24 protein-coding genes are annotated in these 24,488 nt (G+C 59.9%); 16 read left to right on the top strand and 8 right to left on the bottom strand.

The features are described 5' to 3' along the window. Nucleotides 1–43: 43 nt before the first annotated feature. The 8 genes from FHL16_RS08035 to FHL16_RS08000 all read left to right on the top strand — a co-directional run bounded on the left by FHL16_RS08035 (nt 44) and on the right by FHL16_RS08000 (nt 7,812). Nucleotides 44–868 carry a substrate-binding periplasmic protein gene (locus FHL16_RS08035; RefSeq protein WP_077747975.1) on the top strand — a complete coding sequence of 275 codons (825 nt, stop codon included), beginning with the start codon at nt 44–46 and terminating at the stop codon, nt 866–868. A gap of 9 nt (nt 869–877) precedes the next feature. Beyond that, on the top strand, nt 878–1,234 hold the full coding sequence (locus FHL16_RS08030) for a DUF4398 domain-containing protein (RefSeq protein ID WP_010461770.1): 357 nt from the start codon (nt 878–880) through the stop codon (nt 1,232–1,234). After that, the gene (locus tag FHL16_RS08025; protein ID WP_077747974.1) at nt 1,231–2,043 is read left to right on the top strand and encodes an OmpA family protein; all 813 of its coding nucleotides are present in this window, start codon (nt 1,231–1,233) and stop codon (nt 2,041–2,043) included. The genes FHL16_RS08030 and FHL16_RS08025 overlap by 4 nt, the downstream gene beginning before the upstream one ends. 201 nt (nt 2,044–2,244) lie before the next feature. After that, nucleotides 2,245–3,684, top strand: a complete 1,440-nt coding sequence (locus FHL16_RS08020; RefSeq protein WP_010461766.1) for an aminotransferase-like domain-containing protein — start codon at nt 2,245–2,247, stop codon at nt 3,682–3,684. An 89-nt stretch (nt 3,685–3,773) separates the two neighbouring features. Then, a complete protein-coding gene (locus tag FHL16_RS08015) occupies nt 3,774–4,265 on the top strand; it encodes a hypothetical protein (RefSeq protein ID WP_042932282.1) in 492 nt (163 codons plus the stop codon). A 166-nt stretch (nt 4,266–4,431) separates the two neighbouring features. Next, nucleotides 4,432–4,686 (top strand): YkgJ family cysteine cluster protein, encoded by a 255-nt coding sequence (locus FHL16_RS08010; RefSeq protein WP_077747973.1) that lies wholly within the window; start codon nt 4,432–4,434, stop codon nt 4,684–4,686. Nucleotides 4,687–4,727: 41 nt separating this feature from the next. Further along, the gene (locus FHL16_RS08005) at nt 4,728–5,333 is read left to right on the top strand and encodes an START domain-containing protein (protein WP_010461763.1); all 606 of its coding nucleotides are present in this window, start codon (nt 4,728–4,730) and stop codon (nt 5,331–5,333) included. A gap of 385 nt (nt 5,334–5,718) precedes the next feature. Next, nucleotides 5,719–7,812 (top strand): LTA synthase family protein, encoded by a 2,094-nt coding sequence (locus FHL16_RS08000; RefSeq protein ID WP_010461762.1) that lies wholly within the window; start codon nt 5,719–5,721, stop codon nt 7,810–7,812. 61 nt (nt 7,813–7,873) lie between these two features. On the opposite strand, the gene FHL16_RS07995 is transcribed toward FHL16_RS08000, so the two are convergent. Then, entirely contained in the window at nt 7,874–8,032 is a 159-nt protein-coding gene (locus tag FHL16_RS07995) for a DUF3309 family protein (protein ID WP_169858239.1), read from the bottom strand. Nucleotides 8,033–8,312: 280 nt separating this feature from the next. Between FHL16_RS07995 and FHL16_RS07990 the strand changes: the two genes are divergently transcribed. The 3 genes from FHL16_RS07990 (at nt 8,313) to csrA (ending at nt 9,855) form a co-directional block, all read left to right on the top strand. After that, nucleotides 8,313–9,128, top strand: coding sequence for an SDR family oxidoreductase (locus FHL16_RS07990; RefSeq protein ID WP_010461756.1), 816 nt, complete (start codon nt 8,313–8,315; stop codon nt 9,126–9,128). 64 nt (nt 9,129–9,192) lie between these two features. After that, nucleotides 9,193–9,525 (top strand): YnfA family protein, encoded by a 333-nt coding sequence (locus FHL16_RS07985; RefSeq protein WP_077747972.1) that lies wholly within the window; start codon nt 9,193–9,195, stop codon nt 9,523–9,525. Nucleotides 9,526–9,669: 144 nt separating this feature from the next. Continuing rightward, nucleotides 9,670–9,855 carry a carbon storage regulator CsrA gene (gene csrA, locus FHL16_RS07980; RefSeq protein WP_010461752.1) on the top strand — a complete coding sequence of 62 codons (186 nt, stop codon included), beginning with the start codon at nt 9,670–9,672 and terminating at the stop codon, nt 9,853–9,855. Between the two features lie 5 nt (nt 9,856–9,860). On the opposite strand, the gene FHL16_RS07975 is transcribed toward csrA, so the two are convergent. The 5 genes from FHL16_RS07975 to mnmC all read right to left on the bottom strand — a co-directional run bounded on the left by FHL16_RS07975 (nt 9,861) and on the right by mnmC (nt 17,338). Further along, the gene (locus tag FHL16_RS07975; protein ID WP_010461751.1) at nt 9,861–10,088 is read right to left on the bottom strand and encodes a YheU family protein; all 228 of its coding nucleotides are present in this window, start codon (nt 10,086–10,088) and stop codon (nt 9,861–9,863) included. A 194-nt stretch (nt 10,089–10,282) separates the two neighbouring features. Beyond that, entirely contained in the window at nt 10,283–11,473 is a 1,191-nt protein-coding gene (locus tag FHL16_RS07970) for an osmoprotectant NAGGN system M42 family peptidase (RefSeq protein WP_010461749.1), read from the bottom strand. Nucleotides 11,474–11,634: 161 nt separating this feature from the next. After that, complete coding sequence (gene ngg / locus FHL16_RS07965) at nt 11,635–13,383, bottom strand: N-acetylglutaminylglutamine synthetase (protein ID WP_010461747.1); 1,749 nt, start codon at nt 13,381–13,383, stop codon at nt 11,635–11,637. Nucleotides 13,384–13,386: 3 nt separating this feature from the next. Beyond that, on the bottom strand, nt 13,387–15,159 hold the full coding sequence (locus FHL16_RS07960; protein ID WP_010461733.1) for an N-acetylglutaminylglutamine amidotransferase: 1,773 nt from the start codon (nt 15,157–15,159) through the stop codon (nt 13,387–13,389). A gap of 199 nt (nt 15,160–15,358) precedes the next feature. Beyond that, nucleotides 15,359–17,338 (bottom strand): bifunctional tRNA (5-methylaminomethyl-2-thiouridine)(34)-methyltransferase MnmD/FAD-dependent 5-carboxymethylaminomethyl-2-thiouridine(34) oxidoreductase MnmC, encoded by a 1,980-nt coding sequence (mnmC, locus tag FHL16_RS07955; RefSeq protein WP_077747971.1) that lies wholly within the window; start codon nt 17,336–17,338, stop codon nt 15,359–15,361. 183 nt (nt 17,339–17,521) lie between these two features. Here mnmC and pap point away from each other — a divergent pair, with 183 nt between their 5' ends. Both pap and FHL16_RS07945 read left to right on the top strand, forming a co-directional pair. Beyond that, nucleotides 17,522–19,045: a polyphosphate:AMP phosphotransferase gene (gene pap, locus FHL16_RS07950; protein WP_077747970.1), complete on the top strand. Its 1,524-nt coding sequence runs from the start codon at nt 17,522–17,524 to the stop codon at nt 19,043–19,045. Between the two features lie 102 nt (nt 19,046–19,147). Beyond that, nucleotides 19,148–20,332 carry a thiolase family protein gene (locus FHL16_RS07945; RefSeq protein ID WP_077747969.1) on the top strand — a complete coding sequence of 395 codons (1,185 nt, stop codon included), beginning with the start codon at nt 19,148–19,150 and terminating at the stop codon, nt 20,330–20,332. 122 nt (nt 20,333–20,454) lie between these two features. Here FHL16_RS07945 and FHL16_RS07940 read toward each other — a convergent pair whose 3' ends face one another. Next, entirely contained in the window at nt 20,455–20,649 is a 195-nt protein-coding gene (locus FHL16_RS07940; RefSeq protein WP_077747968.1) for a DUF6316 family protein, read from the bottom strand. Between the two features lie 210 nt (nt 20,650–20,859). Between FHL16_RS07940 and FHL16_RS07935 the strand changes: the two genes are divergently transcribed. Beyond that, complete coding sequence (locus FHL16_RS07935) at nt 20,860–21,819, top strand: DMT family transporter (RefSeq protein WP_010461711.1); 960 nt, start codon at nt 20,860–20,862, stop codon at nt 21,817–21,819. A gap of 121 nt (nt 21,820–21,940) precedes the next feature. Here the strand turns inward: FHL16_RS07935 and FHL16_RS07930 are convergent, their stop codons facing one another. Beyond that, nucleotides 21,941–23,335 carry a class II fumarate hydratase gene (locus FHL16_RS07930; protein WP_077747967.1) on the bottom strand — a complete coding sequence of 465 codons (1,395 nt, stop codon included), beginning with the start codon at nt 23,333–23,335 and terminating at the stop codon, nt 21,941–21,943. Between the two features lie 191 nt (nt 23,336–23,526). On the opposite strand from FHL16_RS07930, the gene FHL16_RS07925 reads away from it, so the two are divergent. Both FHL16_RS07925 and FHL16_RS07920 read left to right on the top strand, forming a co-directional pair. After that, nucleotides 23,527–24,051 carry a DUF2059 domain-containing protein gene (locus FHL16_RS07925; protein ID WP_010461709.1) on the top strand — a complete coding sequence of 175 codons (525 nt, stop codon included), beginning with the start codon at nt 23,527–23,529 and terminating at the stop codon, nt 24,049–24,051. A 12-nt stretch (nt 24,052–24,063) separates the two neighbouring features. After that, nucleotides 24,064–24,357 (top strand): BolA family protein, encoded by a 294-nt coding sequence (locus FHL16_RS07920; RefSeq protein WP_010461708.1) that lies wholly within the window; start codon nt 24,064–24,066, stop codon nt 24,355–24,357. The last annotated feature ends 131 nt before the right edge of the window (nt 24,358–24,488 follow it).

Genomic DNA, 24,488 nt, shown 5'->3' with positions numbered 1-24,488 from the left:
GTCGGGCTTTTTTTTGTTCCGGATTTGAGTGGAGAGTGTTGCCATGGATTTGCGTCGCGTGGGTGGCTGGTCATTACTGCTGGGGCTGACGGTGCTGCCGGCGCTAGCCGTGGCGGCAGGCAAGTGCGAACGCCTGGTGGTGACCGGAAGCCCGGACGCGCCGCCGTACTTGTGGCAAGACCCGCAAAACCCCAAGCACCTGATCGGCGCCAGCGCAGACCTGTTGCAACACGTGGCAGGGGAGTTGGGCATCAAAGTCGAACTGCTTTACGCCGGCAAGCGCGCCCAGGCCCTGGACGAAGTGCGCAGCGGACGCATGGACATGCTGGCCGACGCGCCGTTGACCGTCAGCGAGCTGGACACCCTGGATTACATCCATCCGCCGTTGCTGGAAAACGACTATCTGGTCTGGACCCGAAAAAACTCGGCATTGGTCTATAACCAGGCGCAAGACCTTCACGGCCATCCGGGTGCCGTGTCGGAAAAGTCTCGAATGACCCAGGCATTCGGCACTTTCGCCGACCAGCAATTGACCCTCGTGCGTACCCCGAACCTGACCCAGGCCTTTCAGGAACTGCTGCTGGGCGAGGTGGAGTTTGTCCTCGCCGGACGCTACTCGGGCATGGCCGCCGCGCAATCGCTGAGCATGGCCAACGACCTGATCGCTCTTCCCCAACCGGTCGACAAACCGGGCCTGTTCCTCGCGGTTTCCCATAACTCCGCCTGCAACGATCCGTGGTTGCGCGGACAGCTGGCCAAAAAGATGACAGAATTGCCCGCGTCCGGACTGACGGAAAGCGTGCTGCAACGCAATATCGAGCGTTGGACAGCGCAGCAACAGCAACCCGTCAGTACCCCAAAACAGTAGGGATTTTTAGTGAGTATTCGACCTCTTTTCGCTGCCCTGGCCGTTCTGGCTCTGGCGGGTTGTGCAGCCGATCCGGCGCCGAATGAACAAATACGCTTGACCGAACAGGCGCTTGAACAAGCCAAAGCCGTAGGCGCCACCGCCGCCGACGTGCCGGAACTCAAATTGGCCGAAGACAAGTTTTCCCGTGCCCAGGGCGACATGACGGATCAGTCCTACAGGCATGCGCGCATGCGGGCCGAGCAGGCTGAACTGGACGCGCGTCTGGCTGAAGCCAAGGTGCTGACCCTCAAGAGTGAGGAGCAATTGAATGTGCTCAATACCCGCATCACTCGCCTGCGCAAGCAGCTGGGAGATGCCCAATGAGCCTCAAGTCCAAAGCACTCGGCGGATTGATCCTCGCAGGTTGTGCAAGCCTTTACGGCTGCGCCGGCCAACACAGCGAAACTGCATTGCAGCAGGCCGGGACTGACTTCCAGAAGGTCAAGGAAGACTCCAACGTGCTGCGAATCGCGCCCAAGGACGTGATTCGTGCCGGTGAATCCCTGGCCCGTGCTGATCGTCTTTCCAGTTACTGGGGCAGCGGCTCGGATGTGGTGCATTACGCCTACCTGAGTCAGCGCTACAGCGAAATTGCCCGTGAGCACACCAATCAGGTGCTCAACGAAGAGCGCGCGGCGAAGCTCGAACTGGAACGTCAGCGCCTGCAACTGGCCTTGCGCGAGTCCAAATTGCTCAGCGTGCAGCAGCAAGGCAAGTGGCTCGAAGAACAGATTGTCGCCCTGGCAACCACCCAGACCGACCGTGGCCTGGTGATGACCCTGGGCGACGTGCTGTTCGACACCGGCGAAGCGGAGTTGAAGAATTCGGCGAACCGCGTGGTCCTGAAGATCGTGCAGTTCCTGCAGCTCAACCCCAAGCGCGTGGTCCGTATCGAGGGCTACACCGACAGCACAGGCGGCAAGCAGGACAACCTCAAGTTGTCCCGTGACCGTGCGCAATCGGTGGCGAACGTGCTGATGGACCTGGGTATCGACGACAAACGTATCAAAGTCGAAGGCTACGGCGATGAATACCCGGTGGACGTGAATGCTTCCGAGCGTGGTCGTGCACAGAACCGTCGGGTGGAAATTGTGTTCTCCGACGAAAAAGGCCAGCTCGGCGCCGCCCGCTAAGGGCTGCGTTACTGGAAAACCCGGCCTGCCTGACAGCGCCGGGTTTTTTTGCGCCTGCCAATTGGCTCTCAAAACAGTACAGTTTTTGCTGACACTGCACTGTACGGTCGACTATTGTGGCAACTGTCCCAGTACACTTCTAAACTGTTCCGGTATTGTTTCACACAAGAATAAAATGCCCGTGAAATCGAGTGCTGCGTCATGACCAATCTCTTGCTCTACCAACGTATTGCTCAGCAACTGGCCGAAGATATCCGTCGTGGTGTCTATCAACCGGGGGAACGCGTGCCTTCGGTGCGCAAGATGAGCTCGCAGCTCAACGTCAGCCATGCGACTGTTTTGCAGGCTTACGCCAATCTCGAGGATCAAGGGCTGATCCGCGCCCGGCCGCAGTCGGGTTACTACGTGCACCAGACGCCGGCCCTGACGGCGCCCACGCCGGACATCGCCCGGGTCGAGCGGCCCGGCCTGGTCACCCGTAGCAGCATCATTCAGCAAGTGCTGGTCGAATCTCGCCGCGAGGGTGTTTTTCCCTTGGGCGCAGCGGTGCCGAGCGTCGATTATCTGCCGGTCCGCGCCTTGCACCAGCAATTGGCAAAAGTCACCCGTTTCCATAGCCCGCGTGCCTTCAGCTACATGTTCAGCCCCGGTTTTGAACCGTTGCGCCGGCAGGTGGCGATCCGCATGCGTGATGCCGGCGTGGTGGTCGATCCGTCCGAAGTGGTGATCACCCACGGTTGTGTCGATGCATTGCAGATGTCTCTTCGCGTGCTGACCCGGCCGGGCGACCTGATCGCCGCCGAATCGCCGACTTATTACGGTTTGCTGCAATTGGCCGACTTGCTGGGTCTCAAAGTCATCGAGATCCCCAGCGACCCGGCGACTGGCATGAGCCTCGAAGCCCTGCAATTGGCGGCCAACCAGTGGTCGATCAAGGCGCTGGTACTGACCACGCGTCTGAGTAATCCACTGGGCGGTACCATGCCCGAAGAGCGGCAGAAACAACTGCTGCGCCTGGCCTCGGATTTCGATATCCAGATCGTTGAAGACGACATATACGGCGAGTTGATGTTCGAACAAGGCCGGACCAAATCGCTCAAGGCCTACGATCGGCTGGATCGGGTGATTTATTGCTCTAGCTTCTCCAAGACCCTGTCACCGGGCGTGCGGATTGGCTGGATGATTGCCGGTAAATACCAGCAAGAGATTCAGCGTTTGCAAACGTTCAGCACGCATTCGGCGTGCAGCGTCACGCAGATGGGCATCGCCGCCTACCTGGAGAATGGCGGTTACGACCGTCACTTGCGCTACATCCGTCAGGAATACCGCAAGAACCTGAGCGCCTTCCAGTTGGCCGTGCAGCAGTATTTCCCGGAAGGCACGCAGATGACCCGGCCCACCGGCGGTTTCATTCTGTGGGTCAGTCTGCCGGGGCGGGTCAACACTCAGGAACTGCATGTGCGTGCGTTGCAGCAGGGCATCAGTATCGCGCCGGGGCTGATTTTCAGTAACACCGAGCAGTTCAATCACTGCATCCGCCTGAACTGTGGAACGCCCTGGAACCGTGAAGCCGAGCGCGCATTGATGACCTTGGGAATGTTGGCGACTCAGCTGTGCCAGGAGACGACCAGCGGTTTCTGACAAGTGCGTCGGTCGTTTCGTACACGTGCTTGTCATGTTGCGTACAACAGGCGAGCATATGGCCCTCTGCCGTTAGCGTCGTTGGTTCCATGAAACCGATTTTTCCTGCCGCCTGCCTATCGATCTGCCTCCTCTTGACCGTTAATGTCCAAGGCGTCATGGCGGCTTCGACTCAGGAAAAGCCGGCAGCCAGCGCAACAACGTCGAAAAAACCGGTTGCCGCGAAGAAAACTACTGCGGTGAAAAAAAACGTCGCGCCAGTCAAAAAGAAACCGGCTGTGCTGAAAAAGCGGCCGCCGATTGCTTCAAAGTCGAAATCGGCCCGAGAAGTGGCGAAGACTCAACTCCCTTCCGCCGATCTGGACCTGAGCCTGCCTAAAGATTTGGTCGAAGAGCTGAAACCGGTCGGTACGGTCCCTATGCCACGACGCGACTCCGTGTTACCGGAGATGTTCGGTGACAAGAACAGTCAATTTCAGCTCAACGGCCGGCTGCTCAGCAACGAAATGCAGTTGCAACTGCGCAATGAAGAGCGCCGGGACGTCGAAGGCGCAGCGCTGGATTTCGAGTTCAAACAGTAAATCTGCACTGATTCGTGACCCGCGACCCAGACGCTTTGTCGGAGACTGGTCAGTCACGTTCGTTTGAGCGTAAAAACCCCGGTCCAGGTAATTTAAAACAGCTGTTTTAGCGGTTACTCTGTGCCCCGTCCATTAACACATCACCCGACGCGAGGAGCTTGTCGTCATGAAATGCCGTGAAGGCTGTGGCGCCTGTTGCATTGCCCCTTCCATCAGTTCACCGATTCCCGGCATGCCCAATGGCAAAGCCGCTGGCGAACGTTGCATCCAACTGTCTGTCGATAACCTGTGCAGCATTTTCGGCGATCCACAACGTCCTGCCGTATGTTCGGCGTTTGAAGCCGACGTTGAAGTCTGCGGAAGCAGCAGTGACGAAGCGATCAAGCTGCTGGGATGGTGGGAGCGGATGACGGCTGCATGATGTGTCCTGAGAACGGAACTTCAACAATAAGGAATAAGACTATGGGTTCGCTGCATCGTATGGCTGTGCTGTGTGGTTTGACGGTGGTGCTGGCCACCACGGCTGCACAGGCCGAGGACTGGAAAGTCGCCAAGAATGAAGACGGCATCAAGGTGTCCCTGAGTGAAGTGGCCGGTTCCGATTACAAAGCGTACCAGGGCGTCACCCTGATGAAGACCACCATGGCCAAATTGCGCGCGCTGCAGGAAGACGTGGCAGGCGCCTGCACTTGGATTCACGACTGCAAGACCCAGAAGCTGCTCAAGCACGAAGGTGATCAGAACTGGACCTACACCCAGTTCAATACCCCGTGGCCGGTGACTCCGCGTGATTCGGTGTTGCATATCACCACCACCGAAGGCGCCGACGGCAGCCTGACCCGCAAGCTTGAAGGCGTGCCGAAGTACGTGGCTGAGGAAAAGGGCTTCGTGCGAGTCACCAAGGTCGATGGTTTCTGGAAGTTCGTCCCCAAGGGTGACCAGATCGAAGTGACCTACCAGGTGCACACCGAGCCAGGCGGCAGCATCCCATCGATGGTCGCCAACAAGTTCGTGGTCGATGCGCCATTCAACACGCTCAAGGCCCTGAAAGAGCGCGCCGAGAAGTAATCGCACGCTGTTTCATGAAGCGCCCCGACCTCTCGGGGCGTTTTTTATTGGGCAATCGTCAGTTATGCGCAATCCATGTGGGAGCGAACCGGCTCGCGATAGCGGTTTTTCATCCGAAAGAGGTGTCGACTGATCCACCGCTATCGCGAACAGGCCGGCTCTCACCGGAATATTTTGTTTCCAGATATACGTTGCACGAAATTTTCACAACGCCTCCAAGACAATTCGCCCGCGTCAGCCTGCCGGGCACTAATCAATGGCAATGCTGCGGGTGATCGTGCAACATTTGCGCACCGCGCAAGCCCCGGGGTCGAGAACTGGCCAACAGAGGGCAGGGCGCCGCTTTATTTTTGAAACTTCAACTTCCAATGGGTCCTAAAACGACATGGCAAACCCGGACGCCCTGAGTCAGCAGCGAGCTTCTAGTCGCCTGCTGCAACCGACCGTCAAATCGCACCTGGCCTACACGCTGCTGTGCGCCATGGTCATGATGGTCATGTTCAGCCTGCTGCGCGTTGCGCTGCTGGTCTACAACCGCGAAATGATCCAGGATTCACCCGCCTCGACCTTCATCGAGGCGTTCGCCAATGGTCTGCGTTTCGACCTGCGCCTGGTGGTCTACCTCTGCATTCCGCTGATTCTGGCACTGTTCAGCGCCCGGGCCATGGCCGCTCGCGGGTTCTTCCGCTTCTGGCTGACCATCGCAGCGAGCACCGCGCTGTTCCTGGGTCTGATGGAGATGGATTTCTACCGCGAGTTCCACCAGCGCCTCAATGGCCTGGTCTTCCAGTACGTGAAGGAAGACCCGAAAACCGTGATGAGCATGCTCTGGTACGGTTTTCCTGTGGTTCGCTACCTGCTGGCCTGGGCTTTCGGCACGTTGATCCTGACCCTCGCGTTCAAGGGCGCCGACCGTGCGACCCGTCCTCGCGGCCCGTTCAGTGGCGGCAGCATCGGCGCGCGCCAGATCGCCCCGTGGTATACGCGAGGCGTCGTGTTCGTGGTCTGTCTGCTGGTTTGCGTGGTTGCCGCTCGTGGCACCCTGCGTCAGGGCCCGCCGCTGCGTTGGGGTGACGTCTACACCACCGATTCGAACTTCGCCAACCAGTTGGGCCTCAACGGCACCCTGTCGCTGATCGCGGCGGCCAAGAGCCGGATGTCCGAAGAGCGCGACAACATCTGGAAAGCCACGCTGGACCAACCAGTGGCTCAGCAGACCGTCCGCGATATGTTGCTGACCCCAAGCGACAAACTGGTGGATGGCGAAACCGCTGCCGTGCGTCGTAACTACTCCCCGGCCGCTGACAAGACCCTGCCGATCAAGAACGTCGTTGTGATCCTGATGGAAAGCTTCGCCGGTCACTCGGTGGGCGCGCTGGGTCGTCCGGGTAACGTCACGCCGTACTTCGACAAGCTGTCCAAAGAAGGCCTGTTGTTCGACCGCTTCTTCTCCAACGGCACCCATACCCACCAGGGCATGTTCGCCACCATGGCCTGCTTCCCGAACCTGCCGGGCTTCGAATACCTGATGCAGACCCCGGAAGGCAGCCACAAACTGTCCGGCCTGCCACAGTTGCTCAGCGCCCGTGACTACGACGATGTGTACGTCTACAACGGTGACTTCGCCTGGGACAACCAGTCGGGCTTCTTCAGCAACCAGGGCATGACCAACTTCATCGGGCGTAACGACTTCGTTAACCCGGTGTTCTCCGACCCGACCTGGGGCGTGTCCGACCAGGACATGTTCAACCGGGGTCTGGAAGAGTTGAAGGCCCGCGACGGCAAGGACAAAAAACCGTTCTATGCCTTGCTGCAAACCTTGTCCAACCACACGCCTTACGCCTTGCCGACGCCTTTGCCGGTCGAGCGCGTGACCGACCGTGGCAGCCTCAACGAACATTTGACCGCCATGCGCTACTCCGACTGGGCGCTGGGTCAGTTCTTCGAGCAGGCGCGTAAAGAGCCGTACTTCAAGGAAACCCTGTTCGTGGTGGTCGGCGACCATGGTTTCGGCAACGAGCAGCAGATCACCGAAATGGACCTGGGCCGATTCAACGTACCGATGCTGCTGATCGGGCCGGGCGTGCAGGAAAAATTCGGCCAGGTTGACCACACCGTGGGCACCCAGATCGACATCGTGCCGACCATCATGGGGCGTATCGGTGGCGACGTGATTCACCAGTGCTGGGGGCGTGACTTGCTGAACCTGCCGGAAGGCGACAAGGGCTTCGGCGTAATCAAGCCATCGGGCAGCGATCAAACCGTAGCGTTGCTGACCGCGGATCGCGTGTTGGTGCTGCCTAAGGAAATGCCGCCCAAGTTGTATCAGTACGAACTGGGCGCCAATTCGAAAGGCGAACTGATCCCGGCGTCGGCTGACGAAGCGGCCCTCAAGCAGAAACTCGAGTCGTTCATCCAGACGGCCACCAAGAGCCTGATCGACAACACCGCCGGTGTGGTTGACGGCAAGCCGGACTAAGCTTTCGGCGCAATAAAAAAGAGGCCCTTCGAGGGCCTCTTTTTTTTTGCCTGTTAAATCTTTATATCTTGCCAAGTAACAGCAGAATCAACAGCACCACCAACACCACGCCGATGATACCCGACGGGCCATAACCCCAACTTCTGGAGTGTGGAAAGACCGGCAAACCACCTACCAGCAGGAGAATCAGAATTACGATAAGAATTGTGCCCATGTCTATTTCCTTGTTGGAAGTGTTCTGGAATGACCTAGCTTTTAACTGTCAGTCGGACTGCAATAAACCCGAGCTGCTTACAAAATCCGACTGTCGCGTGCGTCGGAAAATTCCAAGTTTTTTTAATGTTTTTCGAAGAAAGCCTTATTTCGTTTTTGGCGGTGTTAGTTGATTCCGGCGCTCCCTCGGTTTGCTCGGACCATTCAGCAATCTGATGGAGCGTGGGTCGCGCAATGTCCTTCGCTACACTCAGCGCATCTTCCCCAGAACAACAAGGCTGTTTGCTATGCAAAATCGCATGATGATCACTGGCGCGGGCTCAGGCCTGGGTCGCGAAATCGCGCTGCGCTGGGCGCGTGAAGGCTGGCAGCTGGCCTTGTCGGACGTCAGCGAACCCGGTCTGCAGGAAACCCTGAAGCTGGTTCGCGAAGCGGGTGGCGACGGTTTTATCCAGCGTTGCGATGTGCGCGATTACAGCCAACTGACCGCTTTCGCCCAGGCCTGCGAAGAGAAACTTGGCGGCATCGATGTCATCGTCAACAACGCTGGCGTGGCCTCGGGCGGGTTCTTCAGTGAACTGTCCCTGGAAGATTGGGACTGGCAGATCGCGATCAACCTGATGGGCGTGGTCAAGGGCTGCAAGGCCTTCCTGCCGCTGCTGGAAAAAAGCAAAGGCAAAATCATCAACATCGCGTCCATGGCCGCTCTCATGCAAGGCCCGGCCATGAGCAACTACAACGTGGCCAAGGCCGGCGTAGTGGCCCTGTCCGAAAGCCTGCTGGTCGAATTGGCGCAACAGGAAGTGGGCGTGCACGTGGTCTGCCCGTCGTTCTTCCAGACCAACCTGCTGGATTCCTTCCGTGGCCCGACTCCGGCCATGAAAGCCCAGGTCGGCAAACTGCTGGAAAGTTCGCCGATCACCGCGACGGACATTGCCGATTACATCTATGAGCACGTCGCCGCCGGTGAATTCATGATCCTGCCCCACGAGCAGGGCCGCATGGCCTGGGCACTCAAGCAGAAGAACCCGCAACTGCTTTACAACGAAATGACCACCATGGCCGACAAAATGCGCGCCAAGGCCAAACAAAACGCAGGCTGAACTTGCCCGTGCGCAACACCGTCGTTAGGGTGGCCGCAACCGGTCATCCTTACGAGACGTATGCATGCTCAATTACCTGTGGTTTTTCCTTGCGGCGCTGTTCGAAATCGCCGGCTGCTTCGCCTTCTGGATGTGGCTGCGCCAAGGTAAGAGCATGTGGTGGGTGGTGCCGGCGCTGCTCAGCCTGACGTTGTTCGCGCTGTTGCTGACCCGTGTCGAGGCGACTTACGCCGGTCGCGCCTATGCCGCCTATGGGGGGATTTACATCGTCGCCTCGATCGGTTGGCTGGCGGTGATCGAGCGAGTTCGTCCCCTGGGCTCAGACTGGCTGGGCGTGGCGCTGTGCGTGATCGGGGCCAGTGTGATTCTGTTCGGCCCGCGTTTCTCTGCTTCCTGAAGCGGCATTCAAACGATTTGTCAGACGTTTCCGTAAGGGGCATCTTCCTGCGCTGTAGGGCGGGACTGATTTGCCGCTGTTGCATTGAAGAGCGGCTGCGGGCCGGGCATCTTCGAGGGCCGGTAACCCTGAAGGATGAATGCCATGCTTGTACTCAGTCGCGTTGTGGGCGAGATGATTTCCATCGGTGACAACATTTCAGTGCGCATCATCGCCGTCAACGGAGGCAGCGTGCGCTTCGGTGTCGAAGCGCCACAAAACGTCAATGTGCACCGGGCCGAGGTCTACGATCGCATCCAGGTCAAACTGGCGAAAACCAAAAGACGCTGAGCGCCTCAGTCGAACAGGTGCTTGGGCACATCGTGCTTGAGCATCAACTGGCATTGCTCGCTGTCCGGATCAAAAACGATCAGCGCCTGCCCCTTGGTCAATGCCTGGCGAACACGCAATACGCGGGTTTCCAGCGGCGTGTCGTCACCATTGTCCGTACCGTCGCGGGTCACGAAGTCCTCGATCAGGCGGGTCAGGGTGTCGACTTCAAGTTGGTCGTAGGGAATCAGCATAGGCACCTCGGCTAAACAATGGCGCGATGCTACGGCGAATGATCGGTTGCGGCTAGCCCGGGACCTGATGTGGTACCTGATACACCGCCTTCGCGGGCAAGCCTCGCTCCTACAGGTTTCGCGCATCGACACATAACCTGTAGGAGCGAGGCTTGCCCGCGAAGGCGATCTCTCAAACGATAAAAAAGCCCGGATCAGCTGTCTGTTCGTTGCCCCACCAGACTATCCACCGACGGCACCCGCGTATCGCTTTCCATCTGCGTGTCGTGCTCGATTTGATGACTGAACCGGTCCAGCGAGCCCTTTGCCGGCTGCGCATCACTGGCAAATACCGGCGGGCTCAGAATGTAGGCGCCGAGTAGACGACTCAGCGCCGCCAGGCTATCGATGTGCGTGCGCTCGTAACCGTGAGTGGCATCGCAGCCGAAGGCGAGCAGGGCGGTGCGGATGTCGTGCCCGGCGGTGACCGCCGAATGCGCATCGCTGAAGTAATAGCGAAACAGGTCGCGGCGCACCGGCAACTCGTTTTCACTGGCCAACCTGAGCAAGTGCCGCGACAGGTGATAGTCGTAAGGCCCGCCGGAATCCTGCATCGCCACGCTCACCGCGTGTTCGCTGGAATGCTGGCCGGGCGCAACCGGCGCGATGTCGATGCCGACGAATTCGCTGACGTCCCAAGGCAACGCAGCCGCCGCGCCGCTGCCGGTTTCCTCGGTGATGGTGAATAGCGGATGACAATCGATCATCAACTCCTCACCGCTGTCGATGATCGCTTTCATCGCCGCCAGCAGCGCCGCTACACCCGCCTTGTCGTCGAGGTGACGGGCGCTGATGTGACCGCTTTCGGTGAACTCCGGCAGCGGGTCGAAGGCGACGAAATCGCCCACGCTGATCCCCAGGGAATCGCAGTCGGCGCGGGTGGCGCAGTAAGCGTCCAGACGCAACTCAACGTGATCCCAGCTGATCGGCAATTCATCTACGGCGGTGTTGAATGCGTGCCCGGAAGCCATCAGCGGTAACACGCTGCCGCGAATCACACCGTTGTCGGTGAACAGGCTGACGCGGCTGCCCTCGGCAAAACGACTGGACCAGCAACCGACCGGGGCGAGGGTCAGGCGACCGTTGTCTTTCACTGCGCGAACCGCGGCGCCGATGGTGTCGAGGTGAGCGGAGACCGCACGGTCCGGGCTGTTTTTCTTGCCCTTGAGCGTGGCGCGGATGGTGCCGCGCCGGGTCATCTCAAAGGGAATGCCCAATTCTTCAAGGCGTTCGGCGACGTACCGCACGATGGTGTCGGTAAAGCCGGTCGGGCTGGGAATGGCGAGCATTTCCAGCAGGACTTTTTGCAGGTAATTGAGATCCGGTTCGGGAATTTTGCTGGTCATGGAAACTCCTGATGAGTAAAGAACATCGATGGTTTCGATGAGGGAAAAGTTGGGTGCCTGACCTGGCGCCTTCGCGAGCAAGCTTCGCTCCTACAGGTAATACGCGTTTCTTTGTAGGAGCGAGGCTTGCCCGTGAAGGCATCAGTCCAGCCGACACATGACTAGGAAACTGCCGGCTGACTGTGCGGAAACAGCAAATCCACAAACCGCTCGGCCGTCGGCTGCGGTTCATGGTTGGCCAGCCCGGCGCGTTCGTTGGCTTCGATAAACACGTATTCCGGTTGATCGGCGGCAGGCACCATCAGGTCGAGCCCGACCATGGGAATGTCCAGCGCCCGCGCAGCCCGTACGGCGGCATCGATCAGGGTCGGATGCAAGATCGCCGTGACATCCTCCAGAACGCCACCGGTATGCAGATTTGCCGTACGCCTGACGAACAGATGCTCACCGGCCGGCAGAATACTGTTGTAGTCATAACCCGCCGCCTGCAGCGTGCGCTCGGTCTCATGGTCCAGCGGGATTTTGCTTTCACCGCTGGTGGCCGCCTGCCGACGCCGACTCTGCGCTTCGATCAGCGCGCCGATGGAATGCTGACCATCGCCCACCACCTCCGCAGGCCGGCGAATCGCCGCGGCGACCACCTCGAAACCGATCACTACAATTCGCAAATCGAGACCTTCGTGGAAACTTTCCAGCAGCACGCGGCTGTCGAACTGCCGGGCTGATTCGATGGCTTGCTGGACCTCTTCAATCGTCCGCAAATCCACCGCGACGCCTTGACCTTGCTCACCATCCAAAGGCTTGACCACCACCCGCTCGTGCTCATCGAGAAACGCCAGGTTGTCGTCGGCGTTGCCGGCCAGTTGCTGCGAGGGCAGGTTCAAACCGGCGGCCTTGAGCACTTTGTGCGTCAGGCTTTTGTCCTGGCACAGGCTCATGCTGATGGCGCTGGTCAGGTCGCTCAGGGATTCGCGGCAACGCACCCGGCGTCCGCCATGGCTGAGGGTGAACATCCCGGCGTCGGCATTATCGACGTGCACATCGATGCCGCGTCGATGGGCTTCCTCGACAATGATCCGCGCATAGGGGTTGAAATCGGCCTCAGGCCCAGGACCCAGAAACAGCGGCTGGTTGATGCCGTTCTTGCGCTTGATGGCGAAGGTCGACAGGTTGCGAAAGCCGAGCTTGGCGTAAAGACTTTTCGCCTGCCGGTTGTCATGCAACACCGACAGGTCCAGGTAACTCAGCCCACGGCTCATGAAGTGTTCGATCAAATGCCGCACCAGCACTTCACCGACGCCCGGCCGTGAACAGTGCGGATCGACCGCCAGGCACCACAGGCTGCTGCCGTTCTCCGGGTCGTTGAACGCTTTGTGATGGTTGAGGCCCATGACGCTGCCGATGATCGCGCCGCTGTCTTCATCTTCGGCCAGCCAATACACCGGGCCGCCCTGATGTCGCGGCGTCAGCAAATTCGCATCAATGGGCAACATGCCGCGCGCCTGGTACAGCTGATTGATCGCCTGCCAATCAGTCTCGCTTTGCGCCCGGCGAATGCGAAAGCCGCGAAACACCCGGGTTGACTGACGGTAATCGCTGAACCAAAGACGCAAGGTGTCGGAAGGGTCGAGGAACAGTTGCGCCGGCTCCAGCCCCAAAACTTGCTGGGGTGCCGCCACATACAAGGCGATGTCGCGCTCACCGGGCTGCTCGTTGAGCAACTCTTGCGCCAGGCTCGCCGCGTCCGGGAAGGTATGGCCGATCAGCAACCGGCCCCAGCCGCAATGCACCGCAATCGGCGCCGCGCCCAGTTCACTGCCGTCTTCGGCCAGCCGTGCCTGCAAACGTTCATAGGAGGGGGACTGACCGCGCAACAAGCGTTGGCTGTAAGCCGTGGCGTGGGGTTTCATCGATCAGATTCCTTGTTCACTGAGCCACAGGTTCAGCGCCGCCAATTGCCACAGCTTGGAGCCGCGCAACGGGGTCAGCTGGCCTTGCGGATCGGTCAGCAGGCGGTCGAGCATGGCCGGGTTGAACAGGCCGCGATCCTGGCTTGGATCGAGCAGCAGTTCGCGCACCCAGTTCAGCGTATCGCCCTGCAAATGCTTGAGACCCGGCACCGGAAAGTAACCTTTCTTGCGGTCAATCACTTCGCTTGGAATGACCAGTCGAGCAGCCTCTTTCAAGACTTGCTTGCCACCGTCCGGCAGTTTGAATTTGCCCGGCACCCGGGCCGACAATTCCACCAGGCGATAGTCGAGAAACGGTGTGCGCGCTTCCAGGCCCCAGGCCATGGTCATGTTGTCGACACGTTTGACCGGGTCGTCCACCAACATGATCGTGCTGTCCAGACGCAGGGCTTTATCCACCGCCGCCTCGGCGCCGGGCTGTGCGAAATGTTCCTTCACGAAGTCACCGGCAGCGTCATTGGCCGTCAGCCATTTCGGTTGCACGGTGGCGGCGTAATCCTCGTAGCTGCGATCGAAGAACGCATCGCGATAGGCCGCGTACGGATCGGCGGCGCCATCGACTTGTGGGTACCAGTGATAGCCGGCGAACAACTCGTCCGCGCCCTGGCCGCTCTGCACCACTTTGCAATGCTTGGCCACTTCCCGTGACAGCAGGTAGAAGGCGATGCAGTCATGGCTGACCATCGGCTCGCTCATGGCGCGGAACGCCGCGGGCAGTTGTTCGATGATCTCTTTTTCGTCGATGCGCAGTTGATGGTGCTGCGTGTTGTAGTGTTTGGCGATCAAGTCCGAATACTGGAACTCATCACCACGTTCGCCGCCGGCATCCTGGAAACCGATAGAGAAGGTCGACAGGTTTTCCACGCCGACTTCACGCAACAGACCCACCAGCATGCTCGAATCGACACCGCCCGACAGCAGTACGCCGACGTCCACGGCCGCACGTTGACGGATCGCCACCGCGTCGCGGGTGCTGTCGAGTACACGGTCACGCCAGTCTTCGAGCGTCAGGTTCATCTCGTCGGCGTGTGGGCCGTAAGGCAGGGTCCACCAGGTTTTCTGCTCAGTGGTGCCGTCCGCTTCGATGCGCATCCAGGTGGCCGGTGGCAGTTTTTCGATGCCGGCCAGCAAGGTGCGCGGTGCCGGGACCACGGCGTGGAAATTCAGATAGTGATTGAGTGCCACCGGATCGAGGATCGGGTTGATGTCGCCGCCTTTGAGCAACGCCGGCAGCGCCGAGGCAAAGCGCAGGCGCTGGCCGGTGCGCGACAGGTACAGCGGCTTCACGCCGAGACGGTCACGCGCGATAAACAGGCGCTTGGCGTCGCGTTCCCAGATCGCGAAGGCGAACATGCCATTGAGTTTCGGCAGCAGTGCCTCGCCCCAGGCGTGATAACCCTTGAGCAGCACCTCGGTGTCACCACCGGAATAGAAGGCATAACCGAGGCTTTCCAGTTCGGTGCGCAGTTCCGGGAAGTTGTAGATCGCGCCATTGAAGGCCAGGGACAAACCCAATTGGTTGTCGACCATCGGCTGCGCCGAGCCGTCCGACAGGTCCATGATTTTCAGGCGACGGTGGCCCAGGGCAATCGGCCCCTGGCTGTGGAAGCCCCACGCGTCAGGGCCACGAGGGGCCAGGTGATGGGTGATTCGTTCAACGGCTGCAAGGTCCGCAGGTTGATGATCAAAGCGTAACTCGCCAGCTAATCCGCACATAAAGTCCTTACCGGTTTTTCCGTTGGGGAGGGTCAATCGATACCCGCCAAAAACGGCGGGTACTCAGAAACTGACCCGGTGGGATCGTGGGAGTTTTAGATCGATAAGTAATAAGGGGGAATGTGCAGGGAGGCGCCTTCAGCCGAAAACGCCGGTCCGCACGCGATAGATCGATCGATTAAACCGTAAGAATGCGGATTCATTTACCCCGAATCAGGCGCCGCAAAGCGAAACGATTCGGATGGCACGCCTCGGCCACGGCTCTGGGTAATGGCAGCGGTTCGTTGTCGAGCCAGGCCGCGAGCAACTCGCCTGACAACGGCGCGGTAATCAGCCCTCGTGAGCCGTGGCCGCTGTTGACGTACAAACCGTCCAGCCATGGACATGGGGTGTCTGGCGTTTGCCGGGCGTCCTTGCTCAGGGCGATGTAGGCGTCGGCGAAGGCCTGGCGGTCAGACAAAGGGCCGACAATTGGCAGGTAGTCGGGGCTGGTGCAGCGGAACGCCGCGCGACCTTCAAGTGCCTCGGGTCGCAGGGCCTCTGCGCCGAGTCGGGCGACCAGATCCACCGAGATTTCTTCGAGCATCTGCAGGTTGCCGGCATGCTCGGCCGTGGTGGGCGTCAGGTCGTCGTTGTTGAAATCAAAACTGGCACCCAGGGTGTGTTCACCCAGGCGGGCCGGCGCGACATAACCTTCGGCACATACCACGGTGCTCAGGCTCTGGCTTGCAGGTGTTTGGGGCAGGCGGGTGATCTGTCCACGAATCCGTTTGAGCGGCAAGTCGCTGCTGAAGTCGAAACGCTTGATCTCGGCGGCGCCGGCCAGCACCACCACCGCTGCGTTGGCCAGCAGCTTGTGACCCTCCCACGCTTGCCATTGCCCTTCGGCACGACGCAGTTCCAGTACATCGTGATGGGGCAGGAACCGGATATTCGGATGCGCCGCTTGCCATGCGCACAGGGCGGGCGGATGCACCCAGCCGCCTTCTGGGTAAAACAGGCCACCCGATTGCAACGCGATGCCCGCGCGGATCTGCGCGTGTTGCTGATCGAGTGTGTGCAGCAAATCCTCGGGAAACGCCGCCGCCAGTTGTGCCTGACGTTCGGCTTCCTTGGCGTTGAAGGCCAGTTGCAGCACACCGCAATCGTCCCAGTCGACGCCTCGGTGCAAGTGCTCAAGCAAACGCCGGGTGTGACCGAAACCACTGACAATCAACTGTGACAAGGCCGTGCCATGGGCCGAGAGCTTGAGGTACAACACGCCCTGTGGATTGCCCGACGCTTCCTGTGCCAGCGCAGCGTGGCGCTCCAGCAAACTGACTTGCCAGCCCCGTGCCGCCAGGCTGGCGGCGGTGGCGCAACCGGCCAGTCCTGCGCCAATCACCAAGGCGTGACGTTCGCCGGTCAACGGCGTTGGGCGGGCAAACCAGGGTTTCGCAACGACAGGCGTGGGGGTTTCTGCAGGCCAGCCCAGAAACACACCGCGCAGGATTTCCCATTTGTGACCGATGCCGGGCGTGCGCTTCATCTTGAAGCCCGCCGCGTTCAACAGACGGCGCACCCAACCGGTGCTGGTGAACGTGCTAATGGTCGAGCCGGGCGCTGCCAACCGAGCCAGTTCGGCAAACAACTCGGCGGTCCACATGTCGGGATTTTTCGCCGGGGCAAAACCGTCGAGAAACCACGCATCAACCTGCGCGTCCAGTTGCGGCAATTGCTCCAGCGCATCGCCGATCAGCAACGTCAGGGTCACACGACCGTTGTCCAAGACCATTCGCTGGAAGCCTTGATGGATCGCCACGTATTGCGCCAGCAATTGATCGGCAAACGGCTTGAGCTCCGGCCACAAAGCCAGCGCACGCTGCAGGTCTGGCTGGCTCAGCGGGTACTTTTCGACACTGATAAAGTGCAGGCGCGCATCGGCCACGGCGTGCTGTTCGAACAACTGCCAGGCGCAGAGGAAGTTAAGCCCGGTACCGAAACCGGTTTCGCCAATGACCAGTCGACCGCCGTCGGGCAACGCGGCGAAGCGTTCACGCAAACCGTTCTGTTCGAGAAATACGTAGCGGGTTTCTTCAAGGCCTGACTTGTCCGAAAAATAGACATCGTCGAACACCCGCGAATACGGGCGACCCTGGTCGTCCCAGTCGAGTTGGGCGTGAGGCAATACAGGTTTCATGGCAGGCTCGGCAACGGCAAGGCGGCCATTCTAGCTGATCGAGGTGGTGATGCCTGATCCATGGCAGTGTCGGGTAGTGGTGCCGCAGGCAATCGCCACAAAAAGCCGACCGCCAAGGAATTTTCTGTGATGACGGACAGCCCAATCCGCTAGTCTTGGCGCAATCAGGAAAGGGAGTCGTCCATGTTCGAATCTGCTGAAATCGGTCACGCCATCGACAAAGAAACCTACGACGCTGAAGAACCGGCACTGCGTGAAGCGTTGCTCGAAGCGCAGTTCGAACTTCAACAGCAAAAGCGCTTTCCGGTGATCGTCCTGATCAACGGCATTGAAGGCGCCGGGAAGGGCGAGACGGTCAAGTTGCTCAACGAATGGATGGACCCGCGTCTTATCGAAGTCCGCACTTTCGATCAGCAGACCGATGAAGAGCTGGCGCGACCTCCGGCCTGGCGCTACTGGCGGATGCTCCCGGCCAAGGGGCGCATGGGGATTTTCTTCGGCAACTGGTACAGCCAGATGCTCCAGGGCCGGGTCCATGGACTGTTCAAGGACGCGGTACTGGATCAGGCGATCAACCAGTCGGAGCGCTTTGAAAAGATGCTCTGCGACGAAGGCGCGCTGATTTTCAAGTTCTGGTTTCACCTCTCCAAGAAGCAGATGAAGGCGCGCCTCAAGGCACTCGCCGACGACCCTTTGCACAGCTGGCGCATCAGTCCGCTGGACTGGCAACAATCCCGGACTTACGACAAGTTCGTGAAGTACGGCGAGCGCGTGTTGCGTCGCACCAGCCGCGACTATGCGCCTTGGCACGTGATTGAAGGCGTGGATGTGCATTACCGCAGTCTGGCGGTTGGAAAAATCCTGCTCGAAGGCCTGCAAAGTGCCTTGAAACGATCCAGAATCCATCCCGCCAAGGTCAACGCTGCGCCGCTGCCGATCCATGTCGATCAGCTCAACCTGCTCGACAGCCTCGATTTGAGCCAGCGTCTGGACAAGGAAGATTACGAAGAACAACTGATTACCGAGCAGGCGCGATTCTCGGGCCTGATGCGTGACAAGCGCATGCGCCAATTCGCCTTGATCGCAGTGTTCGAAGGCAATGACGCTGCGGGTAAGGGCGGTGCAATCCGGCGCGTGGCCGCGGCGCTCGATCCACGTCAGTACAGCATTGTGCCGATTGCCGCGCCCACCGAGGAAGAACGGGCGCAACCGTATTTGTGGCGCTTTTGGCGGCACATTCCGGCCAAGGGCAAATTCACCGTATTCGATCGCTCGTGGTATGGCCGGGTATTGGTCGAGCGCGTCGAAGAGCTCTGTCCGCCCGCTGACTGGCTGCGGGCCTACAGCGAGATTAACGATTTCGAAGAGCAGATTTCCGAATCGGGCGTCATCGTGGTCAAGTTCTGGCTGGCCATCGACAAGGAAACGCAACTGGAGCGTTTCGAATCCCGTGAAGACATTCCCTTCAAGCGTTTCAAGATCACTGAAGACGACTGGCGCAATCGGGACAAGTGGGACGCTTACCGCGCGGCCGTCGGCGACATGGTTGACCGCACCAGCACGGAAATCTCGCCATGGACGCTGGTGGAGGCCAATGACAAGCGCTGGGCCCGGGTCAAGGTCCTGCGCACGATCAACCTGGCGCTGGAAGCCGCGTTCGAAAAATCAGACAAGCACGACAAGAAGGCCAAAAAACGCAAGTCGTGAGCCGATGGTTACGCATACGCGGGGTGAATGATTGTCGCGGTCGGTTATGGGGTGGACTTATGCTCGGTCCACTCCCAACCGATAACAACAATGAGGTATGCCATGCGTGAAGTGGTGATCGTCGACAGCGTGCGGACCGGCCTGGCCAAATCCTTTCGCGGCAAGTTCAACCAGACCCGTCCGGATGACATGGCGGCGCATTGCGTCGATGCCTTGTTGGCGCGCACCGGCATCGACCCGGCCAGTGTCGAGGATTGCATCGTCGGTGCGGGCTCCAACGAAGGCGCCCAGGGCTACAACATCGGTCGCAACGTCGCGGTGTTGTCACGCCTGGGTATCGGCACCGCAGGCATGACCCTCAACCGTTTCTGCTCGTCGGGCTTGCAGGCCATCGCCATCGCCGCCAACCAGATCGCGTCGGGCTGCAGCGACATCATCGTGGCCGGTGGCGTCGAGTCGATCAGCCTGACCATGAAAAGCGTCAACACCGACCACCTGATCAACCCGCTTCTGAAAGAGCAGGTGCCGGGCCTCTATTTCCCGATGGGCCAGACTGCTGAAATCGTTGCACGTCGTTACGACGTCAGTCGCCAGGAACAGGATCTGTATGCCCTGCAGAGTCAGCTGCGTACGGCCCAGGCTCAGGCCGCTGGTTTGTTCGATGATGAAATCGTGCCGATGGCGGTGAAGTATCGGGTTGAAGACAAGGTCACCGGCCAGGTGCAGATCCTCGACGGGATCGTCGACCGCGACGACTGCAACCGCCCGGACACCACGCTGGAAAGCCTGGCCGGGCTGAAACCGGTATTTGCCGAAGACGGTTCGGTCACGGCGGGTAACTCGTCGCAATTGTCCGATGGCGCTTCGATGACGCTGGTCATGAGCCTGGAAAAAGCCCTGGCGCTGGGTCTCAAGCCCAAGGCGTTCTTCCGTGGTTTCACGGTGGCCGGGTGCGAACCGGACGAGATGGGCATCGGTCCGGTGTTCTCGGTGCCGAAATTGCTCAAGGCCAAGGGTTTGCGGGTGGCTGACATTGATCTGTGGGAGCTCAACGAAGCGTTTGCGTCGCAGTGCCTGTACAGCCGCAATCGCCTGGAAATCGATAACGACAAGTACAACGTCAATGGCGGCTCGATTTCCATCGGCCACCCGTTCGGCATGACCGGCTCGCGTCAGGTCGGGCACATTGTGCGTGAGTTGCAGCGGCGCAACTTGCGATATGGCGTGGTCACCATGTGCGTGGGTGGCGGGATGGGGGCGACGGGGTTGTTCGAAGCGGTGCGCTAAGTCCGCAAGACTTCTGTTGCCTGATTAACCGCTATCGCGAGCAGGCTCGCTCCCACATTGGATCTATGGCGCGCATCAGAACCCTGTGGGAGCGAGCCTGCTCGCGATGGCAGCACCTCGGTCTATCGATCTAGACTCACAAGCTGCATCCGCGCGATGTAAGCCTGAATCTCCCGCGCAGCCGCCTGCGGATTATCAAACGGCCCCTCCAGCGTGTTTTCCCGGGTGCTGAAAAATAGTTCTCCATTCACACGACACACCCGGTCGCAACGAAAGTGCGTGGCGGGGGCGTTGTCCTGGGCGCGCTTGCCGTACATGGCGGTCTCCTGAGGGATGTTCCGGTTAGCGGATCCAATGAGCTTATGCATGAACCACTTGCGGCGCCTGACCAACTGATCGGCGGCACTTCGCCAGATTAATGGTGCGACCTGCACAGTTTCATTCGCGGCCCGTCGCCAACTGTCCCTGTGTCGCGCCGAGGTCTGCGCCTAGAATGGTGTTTCTTGCCATCTGGCTTTGGGGTTCGCATGCACATTTCATCCGGTCGCTGGGTTTACGGTCTGTTCCTGGCCTTGCTGACCGCAGTCCTGTGGGGAATCCTGCCGATCAAACTCAAGCAAGTCCTGCTGGTGATGGACCCGGTGACGGTGACCTGGTTTCGCCTGACGGTGTCCGGTGGCTGCCTGTTCATTTATCTGGCGGCGACCAGGCGCCTGCCCAGTCGCAAAGTCCTCGGCCCGCGCGGTGGCTGGCTGGTGTTGATGGCGGTGCTTGGCCTGGTCGGCAACTACGTGTTGTACCTGATGGGCCTGAACCTGCTCAGCCCCGGCACCGCGCAACTGGTGGTGCAGATGGGCCCGATCATGTTGCTGATCGCCAGCCTGTTTGTATTCAAGGAACGGTTCAGTGTGGGGCAGGGGATTGGTCTGCTGGTGCTGCTGATCGGTTTTGCGCTGTTCTTTAATCAACGTCTGGCCGAGCTGTTGACCTCGCTGACCGATTACACCGCCGGCGTGTTGCTGGTGCTGCTGGCTTCGACGGTCTGGACGTTTTACGCACTGGGGCAGAAGCAATTGCTGACGGTGTGGAATTCGTTGCAGGTGATGATGGTGATCTACCTGTTCTGCGCGCTGTTGCTGACGCCTTGGGTGCATCCGCTGGAGGCGCTGCAGTTGAACCCGTTGCAAGGCTGGTTATTGCTGGCGTGCTGCATGAACACCTTGATCGCTTATGGCGCCTTTGCCGAAGCGCTGGCCCATTGGGAAGCTTCGCGGGTGAGTGCGACGCTGGCGATAACACCGTTGGTGACGTTTGGCGCAGTGGCCGTGGCCGCGTGGGCATGGCCGGAATATGTGCATGCCGAGACGATCAATGGCCTGGGGTATGGCGGGGCGGTGTTGGTGGTGGTGGGGTCGGCGTTGGTGGCGTTGGGGCCTTCGTTGATTGCCGGGCTCAGGGCGCGGCGAGTACGGATAGCCGCAGGTTGAACCGCGTTATCGTTCTTCGCGAGCAGGCTCGCCCCCACATTTAACCGAGTTCTATCAGAAGAATGCGGCCCCCTGTGGGAGCGAGCCTGCTCGCGATGGCTGATTGTCAGGCGCTACACACTCAGCCCTTGGCGCCCGCTTCCAACATATTCTCCGGCCTTACCCACGCATCAAACTCTTCATCCGTCAGATACCCCAGCTGCAATGCCGCCTCTCGCAAGGTCAGCCCCTCGCTGTAAGCCTTCTTGGCAATCTCTGCCGATTTGTCGTAGCCGATATGCGGGTTCAGCGCGGTCACCAGCATCAGCCCACGCTCCAGGTGCTCGGCCATTTTCGCCGCGTCCGGTTCCAGGCCGGCGATGCAATGCTGCTGGAAGTTGCTGCAGCCATCGCCCAGCAGGCGGATCGATTGCAGCAGGTTGTGGATGATCACCGGTTTGAACACGTTCAGTTGCAAGTGCCCCTGACTCGCCGCAAAACCAATGGCGACGTCGTTGCCCAGGACTTGGCACGCCAGCATCGACAGCGCTTCACACTGGGTCGGATTGACCTTGCCCGGCATGATCGAGCTACCCGGTTCGTTGGCCGGCAGTTTCACTTCGGCAAAACCTGCACGCGGCCCGGAACCTAGCAGACGCAGGTCGTTGGCGATTTTCATCAGGGTCACGGCGAGGGTTTTCAGCGCGCCCGACAGGGTGGTCAGCGGCTCATGGCCGGCCAGCGCGGCGAACTTGTTCGGCGCGGTAACGAACGGCAGGCCGGAAAGGGCCGCCAACTCCGCAGCGATCGCTTCACCAAAACCGTGGGGTGAGTTCAGCCCGGTGCCAACCGCGGTGCCGCCCTGCGCCAGTTCACAGACCGCCGGCAGTGCGCTGCGGATTGCCCGTTCGGCGTAATCCAGTTGCGCGATGAACGCCGAGAGTTCCTGGCCGAAGGTGATCGGCGTGGCGTCCATCATGTGGGTGCGGCCGGTCTTGACCAGTTTCATGTGCCGCGCCGCCAACTCGGCCAGGCCGCCGGAGAGTTCACTGATTGCCGGTAGCAAATGCTGCTGCACTGCCTGGGCGGCGGCAATGTGCATGGCGGTCGGGAAGCAGTCGTTGGAGCTTTGCGAGCGGTTGACGTGATCATTGGGGTGAACCGGGGTCTTGCCACCACGCGGGTTGCCGGCCAGTTCGTTGGCGCGGCCGGCGATCACTTCGTTGACGTTCATGTTGCTCTGGGTGCCGCTGCCGGTCTGCCAGACCACCAGCGGGAACTGGTCGTCGTGGCTGCCGTCGAGCACTTCGTCTGCGGCCTGTTCGATCAGGCGGGCGATGTCGGCGGGCAGGTCGCCGTTGCGGTCATTGACCCGCGCCGCGGCTTTCTTGATCAGGGCCAGTGCGTGCAGCACGGCCAGGGGCATGCGTTCGTTGCCAATGGCGAAGTTGATCAGCGAGCGATGCGTTTGAGCACCCCAGTAGGCCTCATCCGGGACTTCCACCTGGCCAAGGCTGTCGGTTTCGATACGGCTCATCTTGCACACTCCTGTAGGTCGATAGCGCAGTTTAGGCCGTGATCGCCGGCCGTGGTTCCATCAGTCTGTTTTTTGACCGTTCGCCCCCTCTAATTCAGGCCTGACAAGGCTTGGGGTTGAGTGACACACTTTTTTAGGCGCAGAATGGTCGCCCTTGGGGTTTTACCTCGCCTGCTAGAAAAGGAAACTCGATGACTCGTCTTCGTGCCATCTGTACCGCGGTTGCACTGGTTTGCGCCAGCGGCCCTGTTTTTGCCGATACCGCCAGCCACAACGCCAGTGCCGAAGCTTTCCTGACCCTGGCGCACGCTGACAAATTGGGCACTCCGGTGTACATGCAAGTGCAGCAAATGTTCGCTCAGCGCTTTGAACAGACCAAAGCCCCTGAATCGAAAAAAGCCCTGCTGGAAACCTATCAAGCCAAGGCCAACGCCGCTCTGGACGCAGCCATTGGCTGGAACAAGCTGAAGCCAGACATGGTCAAGCTCTACACCACCAACTTCAGCGAATCCGAGCTGAAAGACCTGGTCGCGTTCTACAAGTCGCCACTGGGCAAGAAAGTCCTGGAAAAAATGCCGCAGCTGACTCAGCAGTCGGCCCAGATGACTCAAGCCAAGCTGGAAAGCGCGGTGCCTGTGGTCAACAAGCTGTTGGCTGACATGACTGCCGAGCTGGAGCCTAAAGGCGCCGCCGCTCCAGCCAAGAAAAAGCCTTAAGCGGAGCCCGGTATGACCATGCAACAACGCATCGAATCGACGCTGGGCTTGTTACAGCCCGAGCATCTGCAAGTGCTGGATGAAAGCCACATGCACAGCCGTGGGTTGCAGACCCACTTCAAGGCGGTGGTGGTCAGCCAGCAGTTTGAAGGGCTCAACCGCGTCAAGCGTCACCAGAAAGTCTACGGTACGCTCGGCGAGCTGATGGGCGAGTTCCATGCGTTGGCGTTGCATACCTACACGCCTGAAGAATGGGCACAGATCGACGCGGCCCCGGCCTCGCCAACCTGCGCTGGCGGCAGCTAGGAGCCAGGTTTGCCCGCGAAGGCGTCCTCAAGATCGCCTTCGCGGGCAAGCCTTGCTCCTACAGAAGCACTTATTTTTGATAGACTGCCCAACGCGCCGCTCACCCGGCGCGTTTTTTTTATTCCGGTTCA

This window comes from Pseudomonas sp. FSL W5-0299 (genome assembly GCF_005930655.1).
GTDB lineage: Bacteria > Pseudomonadota > Gammaproteobacteria > Pseudomonadales > Pseudomonadaceae > Aquipseudomonas > Aquipseudomonas mandelii.
This window is presented reverse-complemented; position numbering and strand designations above follow the sequence as displayed.

Excerpts from the sequence above, each read along its gene's own strand:
- FHL16_RS08025 (WP_077747974.1), top strand. The coding sequence starts at position 1,231 with ATGAGCCTCAAGTCCAAAGCACTCGGCGGATTGATCCTCGCAGGTTGT.
- FHL16_RS08010 (WP_077747973.1), top strand. The coding sequence starts at position 4,432 with ATGAAATGCCGTGAAGGCTGTGGCGCCTGTTGCATTGCCCCTTCCATC.
- ngg (WP_010461747.1), bottom strand. The coding sequence starts at position 13,383 with ATGAAACCCCACGCCACGGCTTACAGCCAACGCTTGTTGCGCGGTCAG.
- FHL16_RS08000 (WP_010461762.1), top strand. The coding sequence starts at position 5,719 with ATGGCAAACCCGGACGCCCTGAGTCAGCAGCGAGCTTCTAGTCGCCTG.
- FHL16_RS07940 (WP_077747968.1), bottom strand. The coding sequence starts at position 20,649 with ATGTACGGCAAGCGCGCCCAGGACAACGCCCCCGCCACGCACTTTCGT.
- FHL16_RS07935 (WP_010461711.1), top strand. The coding sequence starts at position 20,860 with ATGCACATTTCATCCGGTCGCTGGGTTTACGGTCTGTTCCTGGCCTTG.
- FHL16_RS07945 (WP_077747969.1), top strand. The coding sequence starts at position 19,148 with ATGCGTGAAGTGGTGATCGTCGACAGCGTGCGGACCGGCCTGGCCAAA.
- mnmC (WP_077747971.1), bottom strand. The coding sequence starts at position 17,338 with ATGAAACCTGTATTGCCTCACGCCCAACTCGACTGGGACGACCAGGGT.
- FHL16_RS07990 (WP_010461756.1), top strand. The coding sequence starts at position 8,313 with ATGCAAAATCGCATGATGATCACTGGCGCGGGCTCAGGCCTGGGTCGC.
- FHL16_RS07975 (WP_010461751.1), bottom strand. The coding sequence starts at position 10,088 with ATGCTGATTCCCTACGACCAACTTGAAGTCGACACCCTGACCCGCCTG.
- csrA (WP_010461752.1), top strand. The coding sequence starts at position 9,670 with ATGCTTGTACTCAGTCGCGTTGTGGGCGAGATGATTTCCATCGGTGAC.
- pap (WP_077747970.1), top strand. The coding sequence starts at position 17,522 with ATGTTCGAATCTGCTGAAATCGGTCACGCCATCGACAAAGAAACCTAC.
- FHL16_RS07985 (WP_077747972.1), top strand. The coding sequence starts at position 9,193 with ATGCTCAATTACCTGTGGTTTTTCCTTGCGGCGCTGTTCGAAATCGCC.
- FHL16_RS08035 (WP_077747975.1), top strand. The coding sequence starts at position 44 with ATGGATTTGCGTCGCGTGGGTGGCTGGTCATTACTGCTGGGGCTGACG.
- FHL16_RS07920 (WP_010461708.1), top strand. The coding sequence starts at position 24,064 with ATGACCATGCAACAACGCATCGAATCGACGCTGGGCTTGTTACAGCCC.
- FHL16_RS08005 (WP_010461763.1), top strand. The coding sequence starts at position 4,728 with ATGGGTTCGCTGCATCGTATGGCTGTGCTGTGTGGTTTGACGGTGGTG.
- FHL16_RS08020 (WP_010461766.1), top strand. The coding sequence starts at position 2,245 with ATGACCAATCTCTTGCTCTACCAACGTATTGCTCAGCAACTGGCCGAA.
- FHL16_RS07930 (WP_077747967.1), bottom strand. The coding sequence starts at position 23,335 with ATGAGCCGTATCGAAACCGACAGCCTTGGCCAGGTGGAAGTCCCGGAT.
- FHL16_RS07925 (WP_010461709.1), top strand. The coding sequence starts at position 23,527 with ATGACTCGTCTTCGTGCCATCTGTACCGCGGTTGCACTGGTTTGCGCC.
- FHL16_RS07960 (WP_010461733.1), bottom strand. The coding sequence starts at position 15,159 with ATGTGCGGATTAGCTGGCGAGTTACGCTTTGATCATCAACCTGCGGAC.
- FHL16_RS07970 (WP_010461749.1), bottom strand. The coding sequence starts at position 11,473 with ATGACCAGCAAAATTCCCGAACCGGATCTCAATTACCTGCAAAAAGTC.
- FHL16_RS08015 (WP_042932282.1), top strand. The coding sequence starts at position 3,774 with ATGAAACCGATTTTTCCTGCCGCCTGCCTATCGATCTGCCTCCTCTTG.